The sequence below is a fragment of the Cellulomonas composti genome, from assembly GCF_007990245.1.
In the GTDB taxonomy this organism is placed as follows: domain Bacteria; phylum Actinomycetota; class Actinomycetes; order Actinomycetales; family Cellulomonadaceae; genus Cellulomonas; species Cellulomonas composti.
Genome location: NZ_BJWG01000001.1, coordinates 509,470 through 524,358, shown reverse-complemented (window position 1 = coordinate 524,358; position 14,889 = coordinate 509,470). Strand labels below are relative to the sequence as shown.

The following is a 14,889-nucleotide window of genomic DNA, read 5'->3' as shown; positions in this document are numbered from 1 at the left end:
CGGCGCGCCACTGGCGAAGTCGCGAGCCTCCGGCTCGCTAGTCGCGGCGGCGTGAGCGGACGAAGCGGGTCGTGGTCTCCAGGCTGCGCGCCGCCTCGATGCGTGCCCGATGGCCCTGCTCGAGCTTGGGCAGGTCGTCGAGCGGGAACCAGTAGGCCGCGATGTTCTCGTCGTCGGCCGGGAACGGCTCGCCGGCGACCCAGCGCATCAGGAACACGAGGTCGAGGAACTGCGCGACGTCGCCGTTCGGGTAGGTGACGGGCGGCAGGGTGTGCACCAGGGCGAGCCGCTGCGGCTCCGCGACGACACCGGCTTCCTCGAGCGTCTCGCGCGCCGCGGCGTCCGCCGGCTCCTCGCCGGGGTTGACGATGCCCGTGACGGGCGTCCAGCGACGGTTGTCGGCGCGCCGGACGAGCAGCACGTTCTCGTCGCGCAGGACGACGGCCGTGACGCCGACCAGCGGCAGGGACTGGTGGCCGACGTGGGCACGCAGGGCGAGGACGAAGTCGGGCGTGGGCACGTGCCCATGCTGCCATCGACGGGCGTACACATGCCGGAGGCCGCCCCGCAGCGGCGGGACGGCCTCCGGCACAAGTGCTCAGGTCGAACGGATCAGACCGGGACGATCAGGCCGGGACGATCAGACCGGCGGTCTGGGTCCGTGCGCGCTCGAAGCGGGCGCCCGCGTCGGTCCAGCTGACGATGTTCCACCACGCCTTGACGTAGTCGGCCTTCACGTTGACGTAGTCGAGGTAGAAGGCGTGCTCCCACATGTCGAGCACGACGATCGGCACGAGGCCGAGCGGGAAGTTGCTCTGCTGGTCGTAGAGCTGGAAGATCGCCAGCTTCTGGCCGATCGAGTCCCAGCCGAGGATCGACCAGCCGGAGCCCTGGATGCCGATCGCGTTCGCCGCGAAGTGCTTCTGGAAGGCCTCGAACGAGCCGAAGAACTCGTCGATCGCCGCGGCCAGCTCGCCGACGGGCTTGTCGCCGCCCTCGGGAGACAGGTTCTGCCAGAACACCGAGTGGTTGACGTGACCGCCGAGGTTGAACGCGAGGTTCTTCTCGTGCAGGTTCACGGCAGCGAGGTCGTCCGCCGCACGGGCGGCGGCGAGCTTCTCGAGCGCCGTGTTCGCTCCGGCCACGTATGCGGCATGGTGCTTGTCGTGGTGCAGCTCCATGATGCGGCCGGAGATGTGGGGCTCGAGGGCCGCGTAGTCGTACGGCAGGTCCGGAAGCGTGTAGTCAGCCATGTGTGAGTACCTCTCCTGCGTCGGTGCGGGTCGCATCTCTGAGGACCCGCGGTGGTACGAAGCGGGCGGCTCGCCGTGTAGCGCGCCGCCCGACCTCGTCAACTCTTGCCGACGATCAGCTGTTCCGCCCGTCGGGGGCCGTCTCACCATCCGGCTCGGCGCCGTGCGCGGACGCGCCGACACCGGCGGGCTGGCCGTGGCCTTCGATCGCGGTGTGCTGCTCGTCGTGCTCGTCGTGCCCGTGTGCGGCGGCGACCTCGGCCGGGGTCACGGGCTCGACACGGTCCTCGTAGAACAGCTGCGAGAGCCGCTGGCGCATCCGGTCGGCCTTGTACCCCTTGCGCCGCACGCCGCGCGAGTCCTCGGCGGGTTCGATCTCGAGGGGACGCACGGCCTCGTGCTGCACGCGCAGCCAGCGCTCGTGGGCGTCGAGGGGCTTGTGCACCTCGATGTACTCGCCGCTCGCGAACCGCACGATGCGGCCGGTCTCGTGGCCGTGCAGCACGAGCTCGCGGTCCTTGCGCTGCAGCCCGAGGCAGATGCGCTTGGTGACGACGAACGCGATCCAGGGACCCAGGAACAGGAACACCCGGAACGTCCACGTGATGTCGTTGATCGACAGGTGGAAGTGCGTCGCGATGAGGTCGTTGGACCCGGCCAGCACGAGGATGAAGAACGCGACCAGCAGGGCGACGCCGAACGCGGTCCGGAACGGACGGTTGCGCGGCCGGTCGAGCACGTGGTGCTCGCTCTTGTCGCCCGTCGCGAACGCCTCGAGGAACGGGTACGCGGCGAGTGCCGTGAACAGGATCCCGGGCACGATCATCGCCGGGATGATCACGTTCAGGCTCAGCGTGTACGGGCCGATCATCACCTCGGTCGCGCCTGGCATGAGCCGGAGCGCACCTTCGAGGAAGAGCATGTACCAGTCCGGTTGGGCGCCGGCCGAGACCGGCGACGGGTCGTACGGGCCGTAGTTCCAGACCGGGTTGATCGTCATGGTGCCGGCCATCAGTGCGATGACGCCGAAGACCACGAAGAAGTTGAACAGCAGCTTGCCCGCGTAGACCGGGACCGCCGGGTAGCCCACCACGTTCGTGTTCTTGCGACCCGACCCGGGGTACTGCGTGTGCTTGTGCATCACCATGAGGAACAGGTGCAGGCCGATGAGCGCGAGGATCAGGCCCGGCACCAGCAGGATGTGCACCGTGAACAGGCGCGGGATCAGGTCGTGGCCGGGGAACTCGCCGCCGAACACGAAGTACGACATGTACGAGCCGATGATCGGGATCGCCTTGATCACGCCGTCCGTGATGCGCAGGCCGTTGCCGGAGAGCACGTCGTCGGGCAGCGAGTAGCCGGAGAAGCCCGCCGCGAGGCCGAGGATGAGCAGCACGAAGCCGACCACCCAGTTGATCTCGCGCGGCTTGCGGAACGCGCCCGTGAAGAACACGCGCATCATGTGGACGACGATCGCGGCCATGAAGACCAGCGCCGCCCAGTGGTGGATCTGGCGCATGAGGAGCCCGCCGCGAACCTCGAACGAGAGCCGTAGCGTCGAGGAGAACGCCTCGGACATCTCGACGCCGCGCATCGTGGCCCAGACGCCCTCCGTGGGGTACGTGACCTCGCTCATGCTCGGGACGAAGAACAGCGTGAGGAAGACGCCGGAGATCAGCAGCGTGACGAAGCTGTACAGCGCGATCTCGCCGAGGAAGAACGACCAGTGGTCGGGGAACACCTTGCGCGCGAAGAACTTGACGGCGTTGCCGACGCCGGTGCGCTGGTCCAGGTAGTCAGCCGTCGCCGCGGCGGCCTTGGCGCCGCCCGACGGGGGAGTCTTGAGCTCGCTCACTTCGTCGCACGCTCCCAGAAGCTCGGGCCGACGGGCTCGTGGAAGTCGCTCTGGGCGACCAGGTAACCCTCGTCGTCGACGGTGATCGGCAGCTGCGGCAGCGGCCGCTTCGCGGGACCGAACACCACCTTGCACGCGTCGGCGACGTCGAACGTCGACTGGTGGCAGGGGCACAGCAGGTGGTGCGTCTGCTGCTCGTAGAGCGCCACCGGGCAGCCGACGTGGGTGCACACCTTGGAGTACGCGACGATGCCGTCGTAGCCCCAGGTCTCACCCGCGGGCGACTGGTCGGACTTGAGGTCGCGCGGGTCGAGGCGGACCAGCAGCACGATCGCCTTGGCCTTCTCGTCGAGCTTGCCGTGCTCGAGCTCGTTGAGGCCGTCGGGGATGACGTGCCAGACGTCGCCGATCGTGACGTCGGACGCCTTGATCGGGCGGCCCTGGGGGTCGGTCGCGAGGCGGGTGCCCTTCTTCCACATCGTGTGCTTGAACTTGCGGACGTTCCAGTCCTCGCCGACGTTGCCGATCAGCGGCACGACGATCGCGAGCGGGAACAGCGCGAGCGCGGTGAGCCCGGCGCCGACGAGCGCGCCGCGTCGGCTCAGGCCCGAGTCCTGCGCGCCGTCCTTGAGCATCTGGACGGCGATCTCGCGGGTCTCGTCGCTGGAGCGCTGTTCGTGGCGCTCCTCGACGTACTCGCGGTTGCTCATCAGCACCTTGATGTAGTGGTTGCCGCCGATGCCGATGCCCAGCAGGCTCAGGGCGAGGCAGACACCCAGCACCACGTTGGACGTACGCATCGAGTCCGGGGTCTCGCCCGGCGGCAGCGCGAAGTAGGCCCAGACGACGCCGATCGTGCCGAGGATCGAGAGCGTGAACAGGAAGAGCACCTGTCGCTCGACGCGCTTGGCGACCTTGGGGTCGACATCCGCCTGCCGGGGCTTGTGCTCGTGCAGCCCGGGGTCGTCGAACCGATCGGGCAGCTCGCCCTCGCCGTGCACGACGACGTCGCTGTGGGGGTCGTGCGTGCTCACGAGGACTTCGCTCCGATCCAGACTGAGATACCGATGAGCAGACCGAGGCCGACGACCCAGGCCCACAGGCCCTCGCTCACCGGACCGATCGAACCGAGGTCGAGACCGCCGGGAGAGACCTCACCCTGCTCGTCGATGAACGCGATGATGTTGCGCTTCTCCTCGGGCGTGAGGTTGGCGTCGTTGAACACCGGCATCGACTGCGGGCCGGTCAGCATGGCCTCGTAGATATGGGTGGGAGTGGTTTCCCAGAGGTTCGGGGCGAACTTGCCCTGCGAGAGCGCACCGCCCGCGCCGACGGCGTTGTGGCACATCGCGCAGTTGGTGCGGAACAGTGCCATGCCGTTGGCCGGGTCACCCTTCGACGGGTCGACCATGTCCTCGGTCGGGATCGCCGGGCCGACGCCGAGCGAGGCCACGTACGCCGCGAGCTGGCTGATCTGCTCGTCGTCGAACACGACGGGCTTGGAGGGTGCCTGCGGTCCGTCGGACTGCATCGGCATGCGTCCCGTGCCGACCTGGAAGTCGACCGCCGCCGCGCCGACGCCGATGAGCGACGGGGCGCTGGCGGTGCCGGAGGCGGACGCGCCGTGGCATGTCGCGCAGTTCGCCTGGAACAGCTTCTCGCCGGTGGCGACGTCGTCCGCGGTCGCCGTCTTCGTCGTGGCCGCGTCGGCGGACGAAGGGACGAGCACGGCGTACGCGCCGCCGACCAGCAGCAGCGCCAGCAGGAGGAGCAGGGCCGGCGCGCGCCGGTCGTGCCTGCGGGCTGCGAGTGCCTTCACGGATCGATCCTCGTCTCGCGCTGGGGGTCGGGGGGCTGGAGGGCTGCGGGCGTCAGCGCAGCAGGTAGATGACCGCGAACAGCGCGATCCAGACGACGTCGACGAAGTGCCAGTAGTAGGACGTCACGATCGCCGTCGTCGCCTCGTGATGACCGAACCGCTTGGCCGAGAACGAGCGGCCGAGCAGGAACAGGAAGGCGATCAGGCCGCCGAGCACGTGCAGGCCGTGGAAGCCCGTCGTCAGGTAGAACACCGAGCCGTAGGGGCTCGACGAGATCGTCAGGCCCTCGCTCACCAGCTCGGCGTACTCGAAGATCTGACCGCCGACGAAGAACGCGCCCATGAGGTAGGTGAGCGTCATCCACTCGTTCATGCCCCAGCGGTTCACCTGGATCAGTGAGCCGGTGCGCACGGGCTGGAACCGCTCGGCGGCCCACACGCCCATCTGGCACGTCACCGACGACAGCACCAGGACGGTCGTGTTGATCGCCGCGAAGGTCAGGTTGAGCTTCTGCGTCTGCTCGGCCCACTCCTCGGGCACCGCGGCGCGCACCGTGAAGTACATCGCGAACAGGCCGGCGAAGAACATGAGCTCGCTGGCGAGCCACACGATCGTCCCGACCGAGACAGGGTTCGGTCGGTTGACGCTCACGTGCGGAGCTGTGTGGGGGGCAGCCGTTGCGGTCGACACGGACGCCATTATGGCCGAACCAGGCTGCGCATGGGCCATTGGGCCCAGTGTCGGCGCGCGGGATATGTCACATCGTCATGATGTCAGGCTCCCGGGGGTTCCCGCGAGGGCATCTGCGCCGTCGCGTGCCCGTGTCGCGGACGCCGACGGTGGGTCGCGGGCGGGCCCGGCGGTTCTTCGCGCGCTCGTCGTGCCAAGATGCCCTTCGGACGCACGTCGACGACGAGGTGAGGGACCCACATGAGTACGGCGAACACCGCGGACCGCGCGGCCGGACCGCTGATCGTCCTGTACAGCGACGACGTCGAGGCGCGCCGACAGGTGCGACTCGCGGTCGGCGGCCGGCTGCGGCACGGCGCACCGGAGATCCGCTGGCACGAGGTCGCCACGGCGGCCGCCGTGATCGGCGTCGTCGAGGCCGGCGGCGTCGACCTGCTCGTGCTGGACGGCGAGGCGGACAAGGTCGGTGGCCTCGGCCTGGCGCGCCAGCTCAAGGACGAGATCTACAACTGCCCGCCCGCACTGGTGCTCACCGGCCGCCCGGAGGACGCCTGGCTCGCCACCTGGTCCAACGCCGACGCGTTCGTCAGCCGCCCGCTGGACCCGATCGAGGTGCAGGCGGTCGTCGCCGAGCTGCTCGAGCCGAGCGCGGGCGCCGCGGCGGGATGAGCGCGTACACCTGGCCCGACCTGCTGACCTGGCTCGTCGCGAAGCGCGACCTCACGGCCGAGCAGTCGTCGTGGGCCATGGACGAGATCATGAACGGCGCTGCCTCGCCCGTGCAGATCGCCGGCTTCCTCGTCGCGCTGCGCGCCAAGGGTGAGACGGTCGACGAGCTGCGCGGCCTCGCCGACACCATGCTCGCGCACGCGATCCGGATCTCGGTGCCGGGCCGCACGGTCGACATCGTCGGCACCGGCGGAGACCGTGCCCACACCGTGAACATCTCGACGATGTCCGCGCTCGTGATCGCGGGCACGGGCCTGCGCGTCGTCAAGCACGGCAACCGGGCCGCGTCGTCGTCGTCGGGTTCCGCGGACGTCCTCGAGGCTCTCGGCATCCGGCTCGACCACCCGCCCGAGCGCGTGGCCCAGGTGGCGCAGGAGGCGGGCATCACCTTCTGCTTCGCGCAGGTGTTCCACCCCTCGTTCCGGCACGCCGGCCCCGCCCGCGCGGGACTCGGCATCGCGACGACCTTCAACTTCCTCGGCCCGCTCACCAACCCTGCGCAGCCGCACGCCGGTGCGATCGGCGTGGCGGACGCGCGCATGGCGGGCGTGATCGCCGGGGTGCTGGCCGCGCGCGGCAAGAACGCGATCGTCTTCCGGGGCGAGGACGGGCTCGACGAGATCGCGGCCACCGGCCCGACGCGCGTCTGGGAGGTGCGCGACGGCGTGGTCGACGAGCAGGTCATCGACTGGCCGAGCCTCGGTGTGCCACCTGTGACTCTCGACGAGCTGCGCGGGGCCGACGCCGCGTACAACGCGGACGTCGCTCGTCGGCTCCTGGACGGTGCTGCCGGAGCGGTGCGGGAGACCGTGCTGCTCAACGCGGCGGCCGGGCTCGTCGCGGACGGCACGCTCGTGCGCCCGGACGCGGGCGACCTGGGTACCCGGCTCCTGGCGGGCGCCGAGCTCGCACGCGCCGCGATCGACTCGGGTGCGGCGGCCACCGTGCTCGACCGCTGGACCGCGGCGACCGCCTGACCTGACGGGACCGCCTGACCTGACCGAGGGCTGCTCAGTCCTCGAGACCGAGGGCGAAGGCCGACTCGAGGTCGTGCTGGGAGTAGGTGCGGAACGCGATGTAGGTCTGCGTGCGCAGGACGCCGTCGACCTTGCTCACCTTGTCCGCGATGACGTCGGCCAGGTGTTCGTGCTCGCGCACGCGCACGACGGCGATGAGGTCGACCTCGCCCGTGACCGAGTACACCTCGCTCACACCGCGGATGTCGGCGATCGCGGCCGCCGCCTCGGGGATGCGCGTCGCTTCGGTCTCGATCATGACGATGGCGGTCAGCATGTCGCCATCATGCCGTGTGTCTCGCCGCCGCGTCCCGCGACGCGGCCTCGCGCGACGCGGCCTCGCGCACGGCGGCCGATCGCGTGACGGCGTCGTGCGCCTCGACCGCGACCGGAGTCGGGTGCGCCAGCCCGCGGACCTCGGCGGCGTGCGCGGCGATCGCCGCGGCCGGGTCGACGTTGGCGAGCGCCGTGCGGGCGGGCATCGCCCAGGGTGTGTCGACGTGCACCAGGCGAACGCCGGGCCGCTCGAGCCAGTCGAGCACGAGGTCGGTCTCCTCAGGGTGCGCGGCGGACGACGGGGGCACGGGCGCGGGCACGTGCTCGGCCGTCGCGCGCAGCGTCTCGATCACCGGTCGTGGATCGGTGTGCCGGTCGACGCGCGCCGTCGCGGCCAGGCGCCCGTGGCGCACCACGACCACCTCCCAGCCGCCGTCGTCGGTGCGTCGCGCGGCGACGACCTCCGCGCACGACGCCAGCGGCGTGACGCGCTGGGCCCGGGCCGCTCCGCGCAGGAACGCGCCCAGCCGGTCCCGCACGGTCGCGGCCTCCTCGTAGCGCTGCTGTGCGACGAGGTTCTCGATGCGCTCGGCGTGCGCGGCGACGACGGGAGCCGGGTCGCCGAGCATCGCGCGCCGCACGCGCGCCGTGACCTCGGCGTACGTGTCACGGTCCTGCCCGCCGACGCACGGAGCGCCGCACCGACCCATGTCCGCGAGCACGCACGCCGACGCGCCCGCAGCGGCGACCAGCGGCAGCCGTCGCGTGCACTGCCGCACGGGGAACGACTCGTGCAACGCCTCGACCGCGAGCTGGGCGGCTGCCGCCGAGGAGAACGGGCCGAGGTAGGCCGCTCCGTCCTCGTCGCGGACCTCACGCACGACGGACAGGCGCGGGTACGGCTCACTCGTCAGACGGACCCACGGCATGCGCTCCGGGAAGCGTGACCGCCGGTTGTAGCGGGGTGCGTGCTCGGCGATGAGCCGCAGCTCGCGCACGCGGGCCTCCAACGGTGTCGCGCACACCACCGGGTCCACGCGCTGCGCGATGCGCACCATCTCGAGGATCCGCCCGCGCTTCTCGGCCGACGTGAAGTACGAGCGCACCCGCTTGCGCAGCGACGTCGTCGACGTCCCGACGTAGAGCACCTCGTCGTCCGGGCCGCGGAACAGGTAGACGCCGGGAGCATCGGGCAGGCCGTCGGCGAGCGTGCGCTTGCGCCGGACGTCCGCCGGGACCGGGTCGGTCGCGGTGTCGAGGTCCTCGAGGTGAGTCACGCCCAGCGGACCCAGCCGGCCGAGCAGTGCGTGCAGCACGTCCACCGTGGCGCGTGCGTCCTCGAGCGCGCGGTGGTTGGGCGTCACCGAGGCGCCGAACAGGGCCGCGAGCGTCCCGAGCTTGTGGTTGGGCGCCTCGTCGCGCGTGACGACGCGCCGCGCGAGCCGCACCGTGTCGAGCACGCGGTTCCCCGGCCACGCGTAGCCTCCGCGCGCCGCCGCGGCCCGCAGGAACCCGATGTCGAACGGCGCGTTGTGGGCCACGAGCACCGCGCCGTGGCTGAACTCGAGGAAGCGGGGCAGCACGTCCTCGATCACCGGCGCGCCGACGAGCATCGACGTGGTGATGCCCGTGAGCACCTGGATGAACGGCGGCACCGGGCCGCCCGGGTCCACGAGCGTCTGGAACTCGCCGAGCACCTGGCCGCCGCGGACCTTGACCGCGCCGATCTCCGTGATGCCGCACTCTGCCGGTGCGCTGCCGGTCGTCTCGAGGTCGACCACGACGAACGTGACGTCCGCGAGCGGCGTGCCCACCTCGTCGAGGCCCGGCTGGACCGCGGTCCCGGTCGTGGCGACCGCGCCGTCGGCCCAGACGGGGCGCAGGCGGCGGACGGGCGACATGCCGGGGACGTTACCCAGCCCCACCCACACGCGGGGTTCCGTCGGCATCGCCGCACGTCAGGGCGCGCGTCGTGGTCCGGGCCTAGGGTGGCTGGATGAGCAGCCCGATGCCGGTCCCCGCGCAGCTGCGGGCGGCGCTCGTCGCGGTTGCCGCCGACACGTTGTCGGGCCTGGACGCGGTCGCCGTCCCGCCCACGCTGCGCCGGGTCCACCGCTTCGCCCCGCGGGTGCGTGCGAGCGCGGGTGCGCAGCCGCTGTGGGCGGCGCTCGGCGACGACGCATTCCGCGCGCGCGTCGCGCGCACCTGGATCGAGGTGCATCCCGACCTCGCGTCCGTCGTCGGGCCGACTCCCGACGAGACCGCGCCCGACGGGACCGCGCCCGACGAGACCGCGCCCGACGAGACCGCGCCCGACGAGACCGGAGAGGGGGTGCGGTCGGTGCGTTCGCTCGAGGCGGCGGCCGGGGCATGGCTGCTCGGCGGTGACTGGACCCGGTTCCTCCCGGAGCCGGCGGAGCCGCAGGCCGACGTGACGGCCGCGCTCCGCGACGCCGAGCGGGCGAGCCACGAGGTCGAGCGGCTCCGGTCGGAGCTCGCAGAGGCTCGGGCGCTGGCGAGCTCGGCCCAGGAGGCGCTCGCGACCGCGCAGCGCGAGATGCGACGGCTGCGCTCGGACGCGGATCGCGCACGCGCCGAGGGCCGGACGGCCGCGGCGCAGGCGGCCGTGGCGGCCCAGGAGGCCGCGGAGGATCTCGCACGCGCCGTGGCGGAACGCGAGCAGGCGAGCACGGACCGGCGCGTGGCGCAGGCGGAGCGCTCGGACGCGCGGGCCCAGGCCCGCGTCGCGCAGCAGCTCGCGGACGTACGGGTCCGGCTGCTGCTGGACTCGATCGTCGACGCCGCGAGCGGTCTGCGCGCCGAGCTCGCGCTGCCGCCGGCGGCCGAGCTCCCGGCCGACCTCGTCGCACCCGAGCGCGAGCGCGCACCGGTGCGCGCGGGTTCGCGCGGCCGCCAGGTCGACGACCCCGCGCTGCTCGAGGAGCTGCTGCGGTTGCCGCGCGCACACCTCGTCGTGGACGGCTACAACGTGAGCAAGACGTGGTTCGACGCGCTCACGCTCGAGCAGCAGCGTCGTCGGCTCGTGCAGGGGCTCGAAGGGCTTGCCGCCCGGACGGGTGCGGAGGTGACCTGCTGCTTCGACGGGCGCGAGGACGCCGGTGCGCCGACCGCGGCGCCCGTGCGCGGTGTGCGCGTGCGCTTCTCGGTCGGCGAGATCGCCGACGACCTCATCCGTCGGCTCGTCGCCGCGGAACCGCCCGGGCGTGTCGTCGTCGTCGTGACGAGCGACCAGGAGGTCGTGCGCGACGTCGAGGCGCGGGGTGCGTACGTGGTGCCGTCGGCGACCCTCGTCGCCCGGCTCCAGCACGCCTGAACCCGCGGGCGCGGGCCGCCGCGGCGATCGTGTGGGTGGGGGTCGCTACCGTCCGGCGCATGAGGATCGACTGCGATGGATGCACCGCGGGACCCGCGGGCTGCGGGGACTGCGTGGTGACGTTCGTGCTCGGGCTGCCCACCCGCCGCGAGGAACGCCGCCTCGAGCTCGACGAGGCGGAGCGGACCGCGCTGGGGGTGCTGGCCGCGGGCGGGCTCGTTCCGCCGCTGCGGTTGGTCGCCGGCGGCGCAGGGGCGCCCCCGTCGGAGGCGCCCCGAGCGCTGTCGGGTCGCAGCGACGGCGGTCAGTCCTGGCCCGGCCGCGTGTCCTCGTAGAGCGCCTCGACGTCGGCCGCGAAGTCCTTGAGGACCTCGTGCCGCTTCACCGAGAGCTTGGGGGTCAGGTAGCCGTTCGCGAGCGTCAGGTCGGCGTCGAGGATGCGGTACTTGCGGATGGACTCGGCGCGCGAGACCGCCTTGTTGGCGCGTGCCACCGCCTTGTCCAGGGACTGCAGCACGTCGGCGTCCTTGACCGCCTCGGCGACCGTCATCTCGGGCTTGCCGTGCGCTCCGAGCCAACCGGGCAGGCCCTCGGCGTCGAGCGTCACGAGCGCGCCGATGAACGGACGCTGGTCCCCGACGACGACGACCTGGCTGATCAGCGGGTGCCCGCGCAGCCGGTCCTCGAGCACGGCGGGGGCGACGTTCTTCCCGCCGGCGGTGACGATGATCTCCTTCTTGCGGCCGGTGATCGACAGGAAGCCGTCCTCGTCGAGCGAACCCAGGTCACCCGTGCGGAACCAACCGTCCTCGAGCGACTCGGCGGTCGCAGCTTCGTTGGCGTGGTAGCCACGGAAGACCGGGATGCCCTTGATCTCGATCTCGCCGTCCGCCGCGATGCGCACCGCGGTGCCGGGCATGGGCAGCCCGACGCTGCCGATCTTCGTCTGCGACGGGCGGTTCACGGTCGCGGGTGCGGTCGTCTCCGTGAGGCCGTAGCCCTCGAGGACGTGCAGTCCCACGCCGCGGTAGAAGTGCCCGAGCCGCTCGCCGAGCGGCGCGCCGCCGGAGATGGCCCATTTCGCGTTCCCGCCGAGCAGCGCGCGCAGCTTGCTCAGCACGAGCACGTCCGCGACCTTGTACTGCAGTCGCAGCCACAGGCTGGGGCCGCGGGGGTCGTCGAGCGCGCGCGAGTAGACGATCGAGGTCTTCGCGGCGCGCTGGAAGATCGCCCCCTTGCCGCCCGCGGCGGCCTTCTGCTCGGCGCCGTTGTAGACCTTCTCGAACACGCGCGGCACGGTGAGGATGAAGGTCGGCCGGAAGTCGGCGAGGTCCTGGAGCAGCGTTCGCGTGTCGGGCGAGTGGCCCAGCACAGCGCCGGCCGGGATGCACAGCACGTGGATGAACCGCGCGAACACGTGCGCGAGCGGCATGAACAGCAGCGTGCGGGAGCCGGGATCGGAGACGACGACCTTGAGCCCCTCGACGGTGTTCACCGTCAGCTCGTAGAAGTTGCCGTGCGTGAGCTCGACACCCTTGGGCCGGCCGGTCGTCCCGGACGTGTAGATGATCGTCGCGGTGCTGGCGAGCCCCGCGAGATGCCGGCGGCGCTCGATCTCGTCGTCGGGCACGTCTGCACCCGCGGCCACGAGCGTCTCGATCGCGCCGTCGTCGATCACGAGCACCTCGCGCAGGTGCGGCGTCTGCGGGCGGGCCTCGGCCGCGACCGCGGCGTGCGCGGGGGACTCGACGACGAGCAGCGACACGTCGGAGTCCGTGAGGATCCACTCGACCTGTTCCGCGGACGACGTCTCGTACAGCGGCACGGTCACGGCGCCCGCGGCCCAGATCGCCCAGTCGAGCAGCGACCACTCGTAGCGCGTGCGCGACATGATGCCCACCTGGTCGCCGGGCTGGACGCCCCGGGCAACCAGTCCCTTGGCGACCGCGACGACGTCGGCGTCGAGCTCACGTGCCGTGATCGGGATCCACGGGCCGTCGGGCTCCGGCTTGTGCTCCACCAGGACCGCGTCCAGGTCGGTGTTCACCCGCTCCGCGAGGAGGTCGTTGAGGTTGCGCGAGGCGTCGACCTCGACGAGCAGGGGGCTGCGGAACTCGTCCATGCTGGCTCCAGTGACAGTGGGCGATCGGTGGGGACGAGGATACGTGAGGGAGCGGCCCGAGCACCCACCCGTTTGGGTAACCTTTCGGCGCGCCGTCCGACGACCGCGGCGTCCCGGGCTGGAAGGCCCGCACCAGCGCGACGCGGGGGCGCTAGCGTGGGTCGCCGACACCCAGGACGACGCGTAGGAGCGAACGACACATGCACGCCATCGGTGTGGACATCGGCGGGACCAAGATCGCGGCGGGCGTCGTCGACGAGGCCGGCACGATCCTCGCGCAGACCCGTCGGCAGACCGAGCCCGACCACGCAGCGAGCATCGACGCCGCGATCGCGGACGTGTACGCGGAGCTGAGTGCCTCCTACGAGATCGGCGCGATCGGTCTCGCCGCGGCGGGCTTCGTCTCCGCGGACCGCTCCGGCGTGCTGTTCGCGCCGAACATCGCCTGGCGCGACTACCCGCTGCGGGACAACGTCGCCCGGCTGATCGGCGACAAGGTCGACATCGTCGTCGAGAACGACGCCAACGCTGCCGGCTGGGCCGAGTTCCGCTTCGGTGCGGCTCGTGACGTCGACGACATGCTCACGCTGACGATCGGCACCGGCCTGGGCGGCGCGATCGTGTCGAACGGAGAGCTCGTGCGCGGCGCCTGGGGCGTCGCCTCCGAGATCGGGCACATGCGGGTCGTGCCCGGCGGGCACTACTGCGGGTGCGGCCACGAGGGCTGCTGGGAGCAGTACGCGTCGGGCAGTGCACTGGTGCGTGACGCCCAGGCGGCGGTGCTGCGCGACCCCGGGCGCGCCGCGCGCCTGCTCGAGCTCGCGGGTGGATCCGCCGACAAGCTCAGCGGTCCGCACGTGACGACGGCCGCGCAGGAGGGCGACGAGCTCGCGATCGAGCTGCTGGCCGAGCTCGGTCGCTGGATCGGCGAGGGCGCCGCCTCGGCGACCGCGCTGCTCGACCCCGCGCTGATCGTCGTCGGCGGCGGCGTCGCGGCCGCGGGCGAGCTGCTGCTCGCGCCGGCGCGCAACGGCTTCGCGTCGCAGCTCTCGGGACGTGGGCACCGCCCCGAGGCGGCGATCGTCGTCGCCGCGATGGGCAACGACGCGGGCATGGTCGGCGCGGCGGACCTCGCGCGCCTGTGACGTCGTCCGGCCGTCGACGGGCGTTCGGGCCCTAGACGACGGCGCCGGAGTCGTCGCCCGACTCGCCGGGCTCGCGGCGGTCAGGCATGCGCCACAGCAGCAGTCCGACGCCCAGCACGAACACGATGCAGGCCGCCTGGATGAACGCGGGCGGCGCGCTGCGCCACGCGATGAGCACGACGAGCAGGAACACCGGCACGCCGGCGACGGCGAACCACGCCATCGTCAGGAGCGGGTCGCCCCCGAGCACGGGACCCGGATCGGGCGGGACGAAGCCCTCCTCGTCGTCGACCTTCGCCTCGGCGTCGTCGTACTGGCTCGTGCCGTCCCAGTCCCGTCCGGTGCCCTCGTCGCGTGCGGGTCGCACGATCCGTGCATCGCTCGTCCAGGGGGAGTCCACGCCGGGTGCGACCGGGAAGTCGAGCCCGCCGGGTTTGTCCGGGCGCTCGTCGGACGTGATCGCGGCGTCCTCGGCGCTGCGCCGTTCGGCGGCCGCGTCGACGTCCCCGAGCTGTGCGACGATCTGCGCCCAGCGGTCGTCGTCGACAGTCCCGTCGGCGTCGTCGGCACGTGGAGCCATGAAACCACTCTAGAGTCGGACGGAGCGGTCGTCGGTCCGCGAGGCGGCCCGGTGCTGTCGGAGACGTTC

Annotated in this window: 15 protein-coding genes; 5 read left to right on the top strand and 10 right to left on the bottom strand. The window is 72.0% G+C overall.

The window, feature by feature from the left end; translation table 11 throughout:
* Window positions 1-37: 37 nt before the first annotated feature.
* From CCO02nite_RS02390 to ctaE, 6 genes are all read right to left on the bottom strand, one after another.
* Window positions 38-520, bottom strand: a complete 483-nt coding sequence (locus CCO02nite_RS02390; protein WP_146841393.1) for an NUDIX hydrolase — start codon at window positions 518-520, stop codon at window positions 38-40.
* A 106-nt stretch (window positions 521-626) separates the two neighbouring features.
* Window positions 627-1,253, bottom strand: coding sequence for a superoxide dismutase (locus tag CCO02nite_RS02385; RefSeq protein ID WP_146841392.1), 627 nt, complete (start codon window positions 1,251-1,253; stop codon window positions 627-629).
* A 115-nt stretch (window positions 1,254-1,368) separates the two neighbouring features.
* The gene (qcrB, locus tag CCO02nite_RS02380) at window positions 1,369-3,108 is read right to left on the bottom strand and encodes a cytochrome bc1 complex cytochrome b subunit (protein WP_146841391.1); all 1,740 of its coding nucleotides are present in this window, start codon (window positions 3,106-3,108) and stop codon (window positions 1,369-1,371) included.
* Window positions 3,105-4,142 (bottom strand): cytochrome bc1 complex Rieske iron-sulfur subunit, encoded by a 1,038-nt coding sequence (gene qcrA, locus CCO02nite_RS02375; RefSeq protein ID WP_146841390.1) that lies wholly within the window; start codon window positions 4,140-4,142, stop codon window positions 3,105-3,107. The genes qcrB and qcrA overlap by 4 nt, the downstream gene beginning before the upstream one ends.
* Complete coding sequence (qcrC, locus tag CCO02nite_RS02370) at window positions 4,139-4,927, bottom strand: cytochrome bc1 complex diheme cytochrome c subunit (RefSeq protein WP_146841389.1); 789 nt, start codon at window positions 4,925-4,927, stop codon at window positions 4,139-4,141. Before qcrC ends, qcrA begins: the two co-directional genes overlap by 4 nt.
* Before the next feature lie 52 nt (window positions 4,928-4,979).
* The gene (gene ctaE, locus CCO02nite_RS02365; protein WP_146841495.1) at window positions 4,980-5,627 is read right to left on the bottom strand and encodes an aa3-type cytochrome oxidase subunit III; all 648 of its coding nucleotides are present in this window, start codon (window positions 5,625-5,627) and stop codon (window positions 4,980-4,982) included.
* 231 nt (window positions 5,628-5,858) lie between these two features.
* Here ctaE and CCO02nite_RS02360 point away from each other — a divergent pair, with 231 nt between their 5' ends.
* Both CCO02nite_RS02360 and trpD read left to right on the top strand, forming a co-directional pair.
* On the top strand, window positions 5,859-6,287 hold the full coding sequence (locus tag CCO02nite_RS02360) for a response regulator transcription factor (RefSeq protein WP_146841388.1): 429 nt from the start codon (window positions 5,859-5,861) through the stop codon (window positions 6,285-6,287).
* Window positions 6,284-7,324 carry an anthranilate phosphoribosyltransferase gene (gene trpD, locus CCO02nite_RS02355; RefSeq protein WP_146841387.1) on the top strand — a complete coding sequence of 347 codons (1,041 nt, stop codon included), beginning with the start codon at window positions 6,284-6,286 and terminating at the stop codon, window positions 7,322-7,324. Before CCO02nite_RS02360 ends, trpD begins: the two co-directional genes overlap by 4 nt.
* Before the next feature lie 34 nt (window positions 7,325-7,358).
* On the opposite strand, the gene CCO02nite_RS02350 is transcribed toward trpD, so the two are convergent.
* The gene (locus CCO02nite_RS02350) at window positions 7,359-7,640 is read right to left on the bottom strand and encodes an Lrp/AsnC family transcriptional regulator (RefSeq protein WP_146841386.1); all 282 of its coding nucleotides are present in this window, start codon (window positions 7,638-7,640) and stop codon (window positions 7,359-7,361) included.
* A gap of 7 nt (window positions 7,641-7,647) precedes the next feature.
* Complete coding sequence (locus CCO02nite_RS02345; protein ID WP_146841385.1) at window positions 7,648-9,540, bottom strand: DEDD exonuclease domain-containing protein; 1,893 nt, start codon at window positions 9,538-9,540, stop codon at window positions 7,648-7,650.
* A gap of 95 nt (window positions 9,541-9,635) precedes the next feature.
* Here CCO02nite_RS02345 and CCO02nite_RS02340 point away from each other — a divergent pair, with 95 nt between their 5' ends.
* On the top strand, window positions 9,636-10,973 hold the full coding sequence (locus CCO02nite_RS02340) for an NYN domain-containing protein (RefSeq protein ID WP_146841384.1): 1,338 nt from the start codon (window positions 9,636-9,638) through the stop codon (window positions 10,971-10,973).
* Window positions 10,974-11,032: 59 nt separating this feature from the next.
* Window positions 11,033-11,308: a hypothetical protein gene (locus CCO02nite_RS02335; protein ID WP_222593113.1), complete on the top strand. Its 276-nt coding sequence runs from the start codon at window positions 11,033-11,035 to the stop codon at window positions 11,306-11,308.
* On the opposite strand, the gene CCO02nite_RS02330 is transcribed toward CCO02nite_RS02335, so the two are convergent.
* The gene (locus CCO02nite_RS02330) at window positions 11,278-13,095 is read right to left on the bottom strand and encodes an AMP-dependent synthetase/ligase (RefSeq protein ID WP_146841383.1); all 1,818 of its coding nucleotides are present in this window, start codon (window positions 13,093-13,095) and stop codon (window positions 11,278-11,280) included. The two genes, CCO02nite_RS02335 and CCO02nite_RS02330, sit on opposite strands and share 31 nt — an antisense overlap.
* A 200-nt stretch (window positions 13,096-13,295) precedes the next feature.
* Between CCO02nite_RS02330 and CCO02nite_RS02325 the strand changes: the two genes are divergently transcribed.
* Window positions 13,296-14,240 carry an ROK family glucokinase gene (locus CCO02nite_RS02325; RefSeq protein WP_146841382.1) on the top strand — a complete coding sequence of 315 codons (945 nt, stop codon included), beginning with the start codon at window positions 13,296-13,298 and terminating at the stop codon, window positions 14,238-14,240.
* Between the two features lie 31 nt (window positions 14,241-14,271).
* Here the strand turns inward: CCO02nite_RS02325 and CCO02nite_RS02320 are convergent, their stop codons facing one another.
* Window positions 14,272-14,820 carry a hypothetical protein gene (locus CCO02nite_RS02320; RefSeq protein ID WP_146841381.1) on the bottom strand — a complete coding sequence of 183 codons (549 nt, stop codon included), beginning with the start codon at window positions 14,818-14,820 and terminating at the stop codon, window positions 14,272-14,274.
* Between the last annotated feature and the right edge of the window lie 69 nt (window positions 14,821-14,889).

Excerpts from the sequence above, each read along its gene's own strand:
- CCO02nite_RS02385 (WP_146841392.1), bottom strand. The coding sequence starts at position 1,253 with ATGGCTGACTACACGCTTCCGGACCTGCCGTACGACTACGCGGCCCTC.
- ctaE (WP_146841495.1), bottom strand. The coding sequence starts at position 5,627 with ATGGCGTCCGTGTCGACCGCAACGGCTGCCCCCCACACAGCTCCGCAC.
- CCO02nite_RS02360 (WP_146841388.1), top strand. The coding sequence starts at position 5,859 with ATGAGTACGGCGAACACCGCGGACCGCGCGGCCGGACCGCTGATCGTC.
- trpD (WP_146841387.1), top strand. The coding sequence starts at position 6,284 with ATGAGCGCGTACACCTGGCCCGACCTGCTGACCTGGCTCGTCGCGAAG.
- CCO02nite_RS02350 (WP_146841386.1), bottom strand. The coding sequence starts at position 7,640 with ATGCTGACCGCCATCGTCATGATCGAGACCGAAGCGACGCGCATCCCC.
- CCO02nite_RS02345 (WP_146841385.1), bottom strand. The coding sequence starts at position 9,540 with ATGTCGCCCGTCCGCCGCCTGCGCCCCGTCTGGGCCGACGGCGCGGTC.
- CCO02nite_RS02340 (WP_146841384.1), top strand. The coding sequence starts at position 9,636 with ATGAGCAGCCCGATGCCGGTCCCCGCGCAGCTGCGGGCGGCGCTCGTC.
- CCO02nite_RS02335 (WP_222593113.1), top strand. The coding sequence starts at position 11,033 with ATGAGGATCGACTGCGATGGATGCACCGCGGGACCCGCGGGCTGCGGG.
- CCO02nite_RS02330 (WP_146841383.1), bottom strand. The coding sequence starts at position 13,095 with ATGGACGAGTTCCGCAGCCCCCTGCTCGTCGAGGTCGACGCCTCGCGC.
- CCO02nite_RS02325 (WP_146841382.1), top strand. The coding sequence starts at position 13,296 with ATGCACGCCATCGGTGTGGACATCGGCGGGACCAAGATCGCGGCGGGC.
- CCO02nite_RS02320 (WP_146841381.1), bottom strand. The coding sequence starts at position 14,820 with ATGGCTCCACGTGCCGACGACGCCGACGGGACTGTCGACGACGACCGC.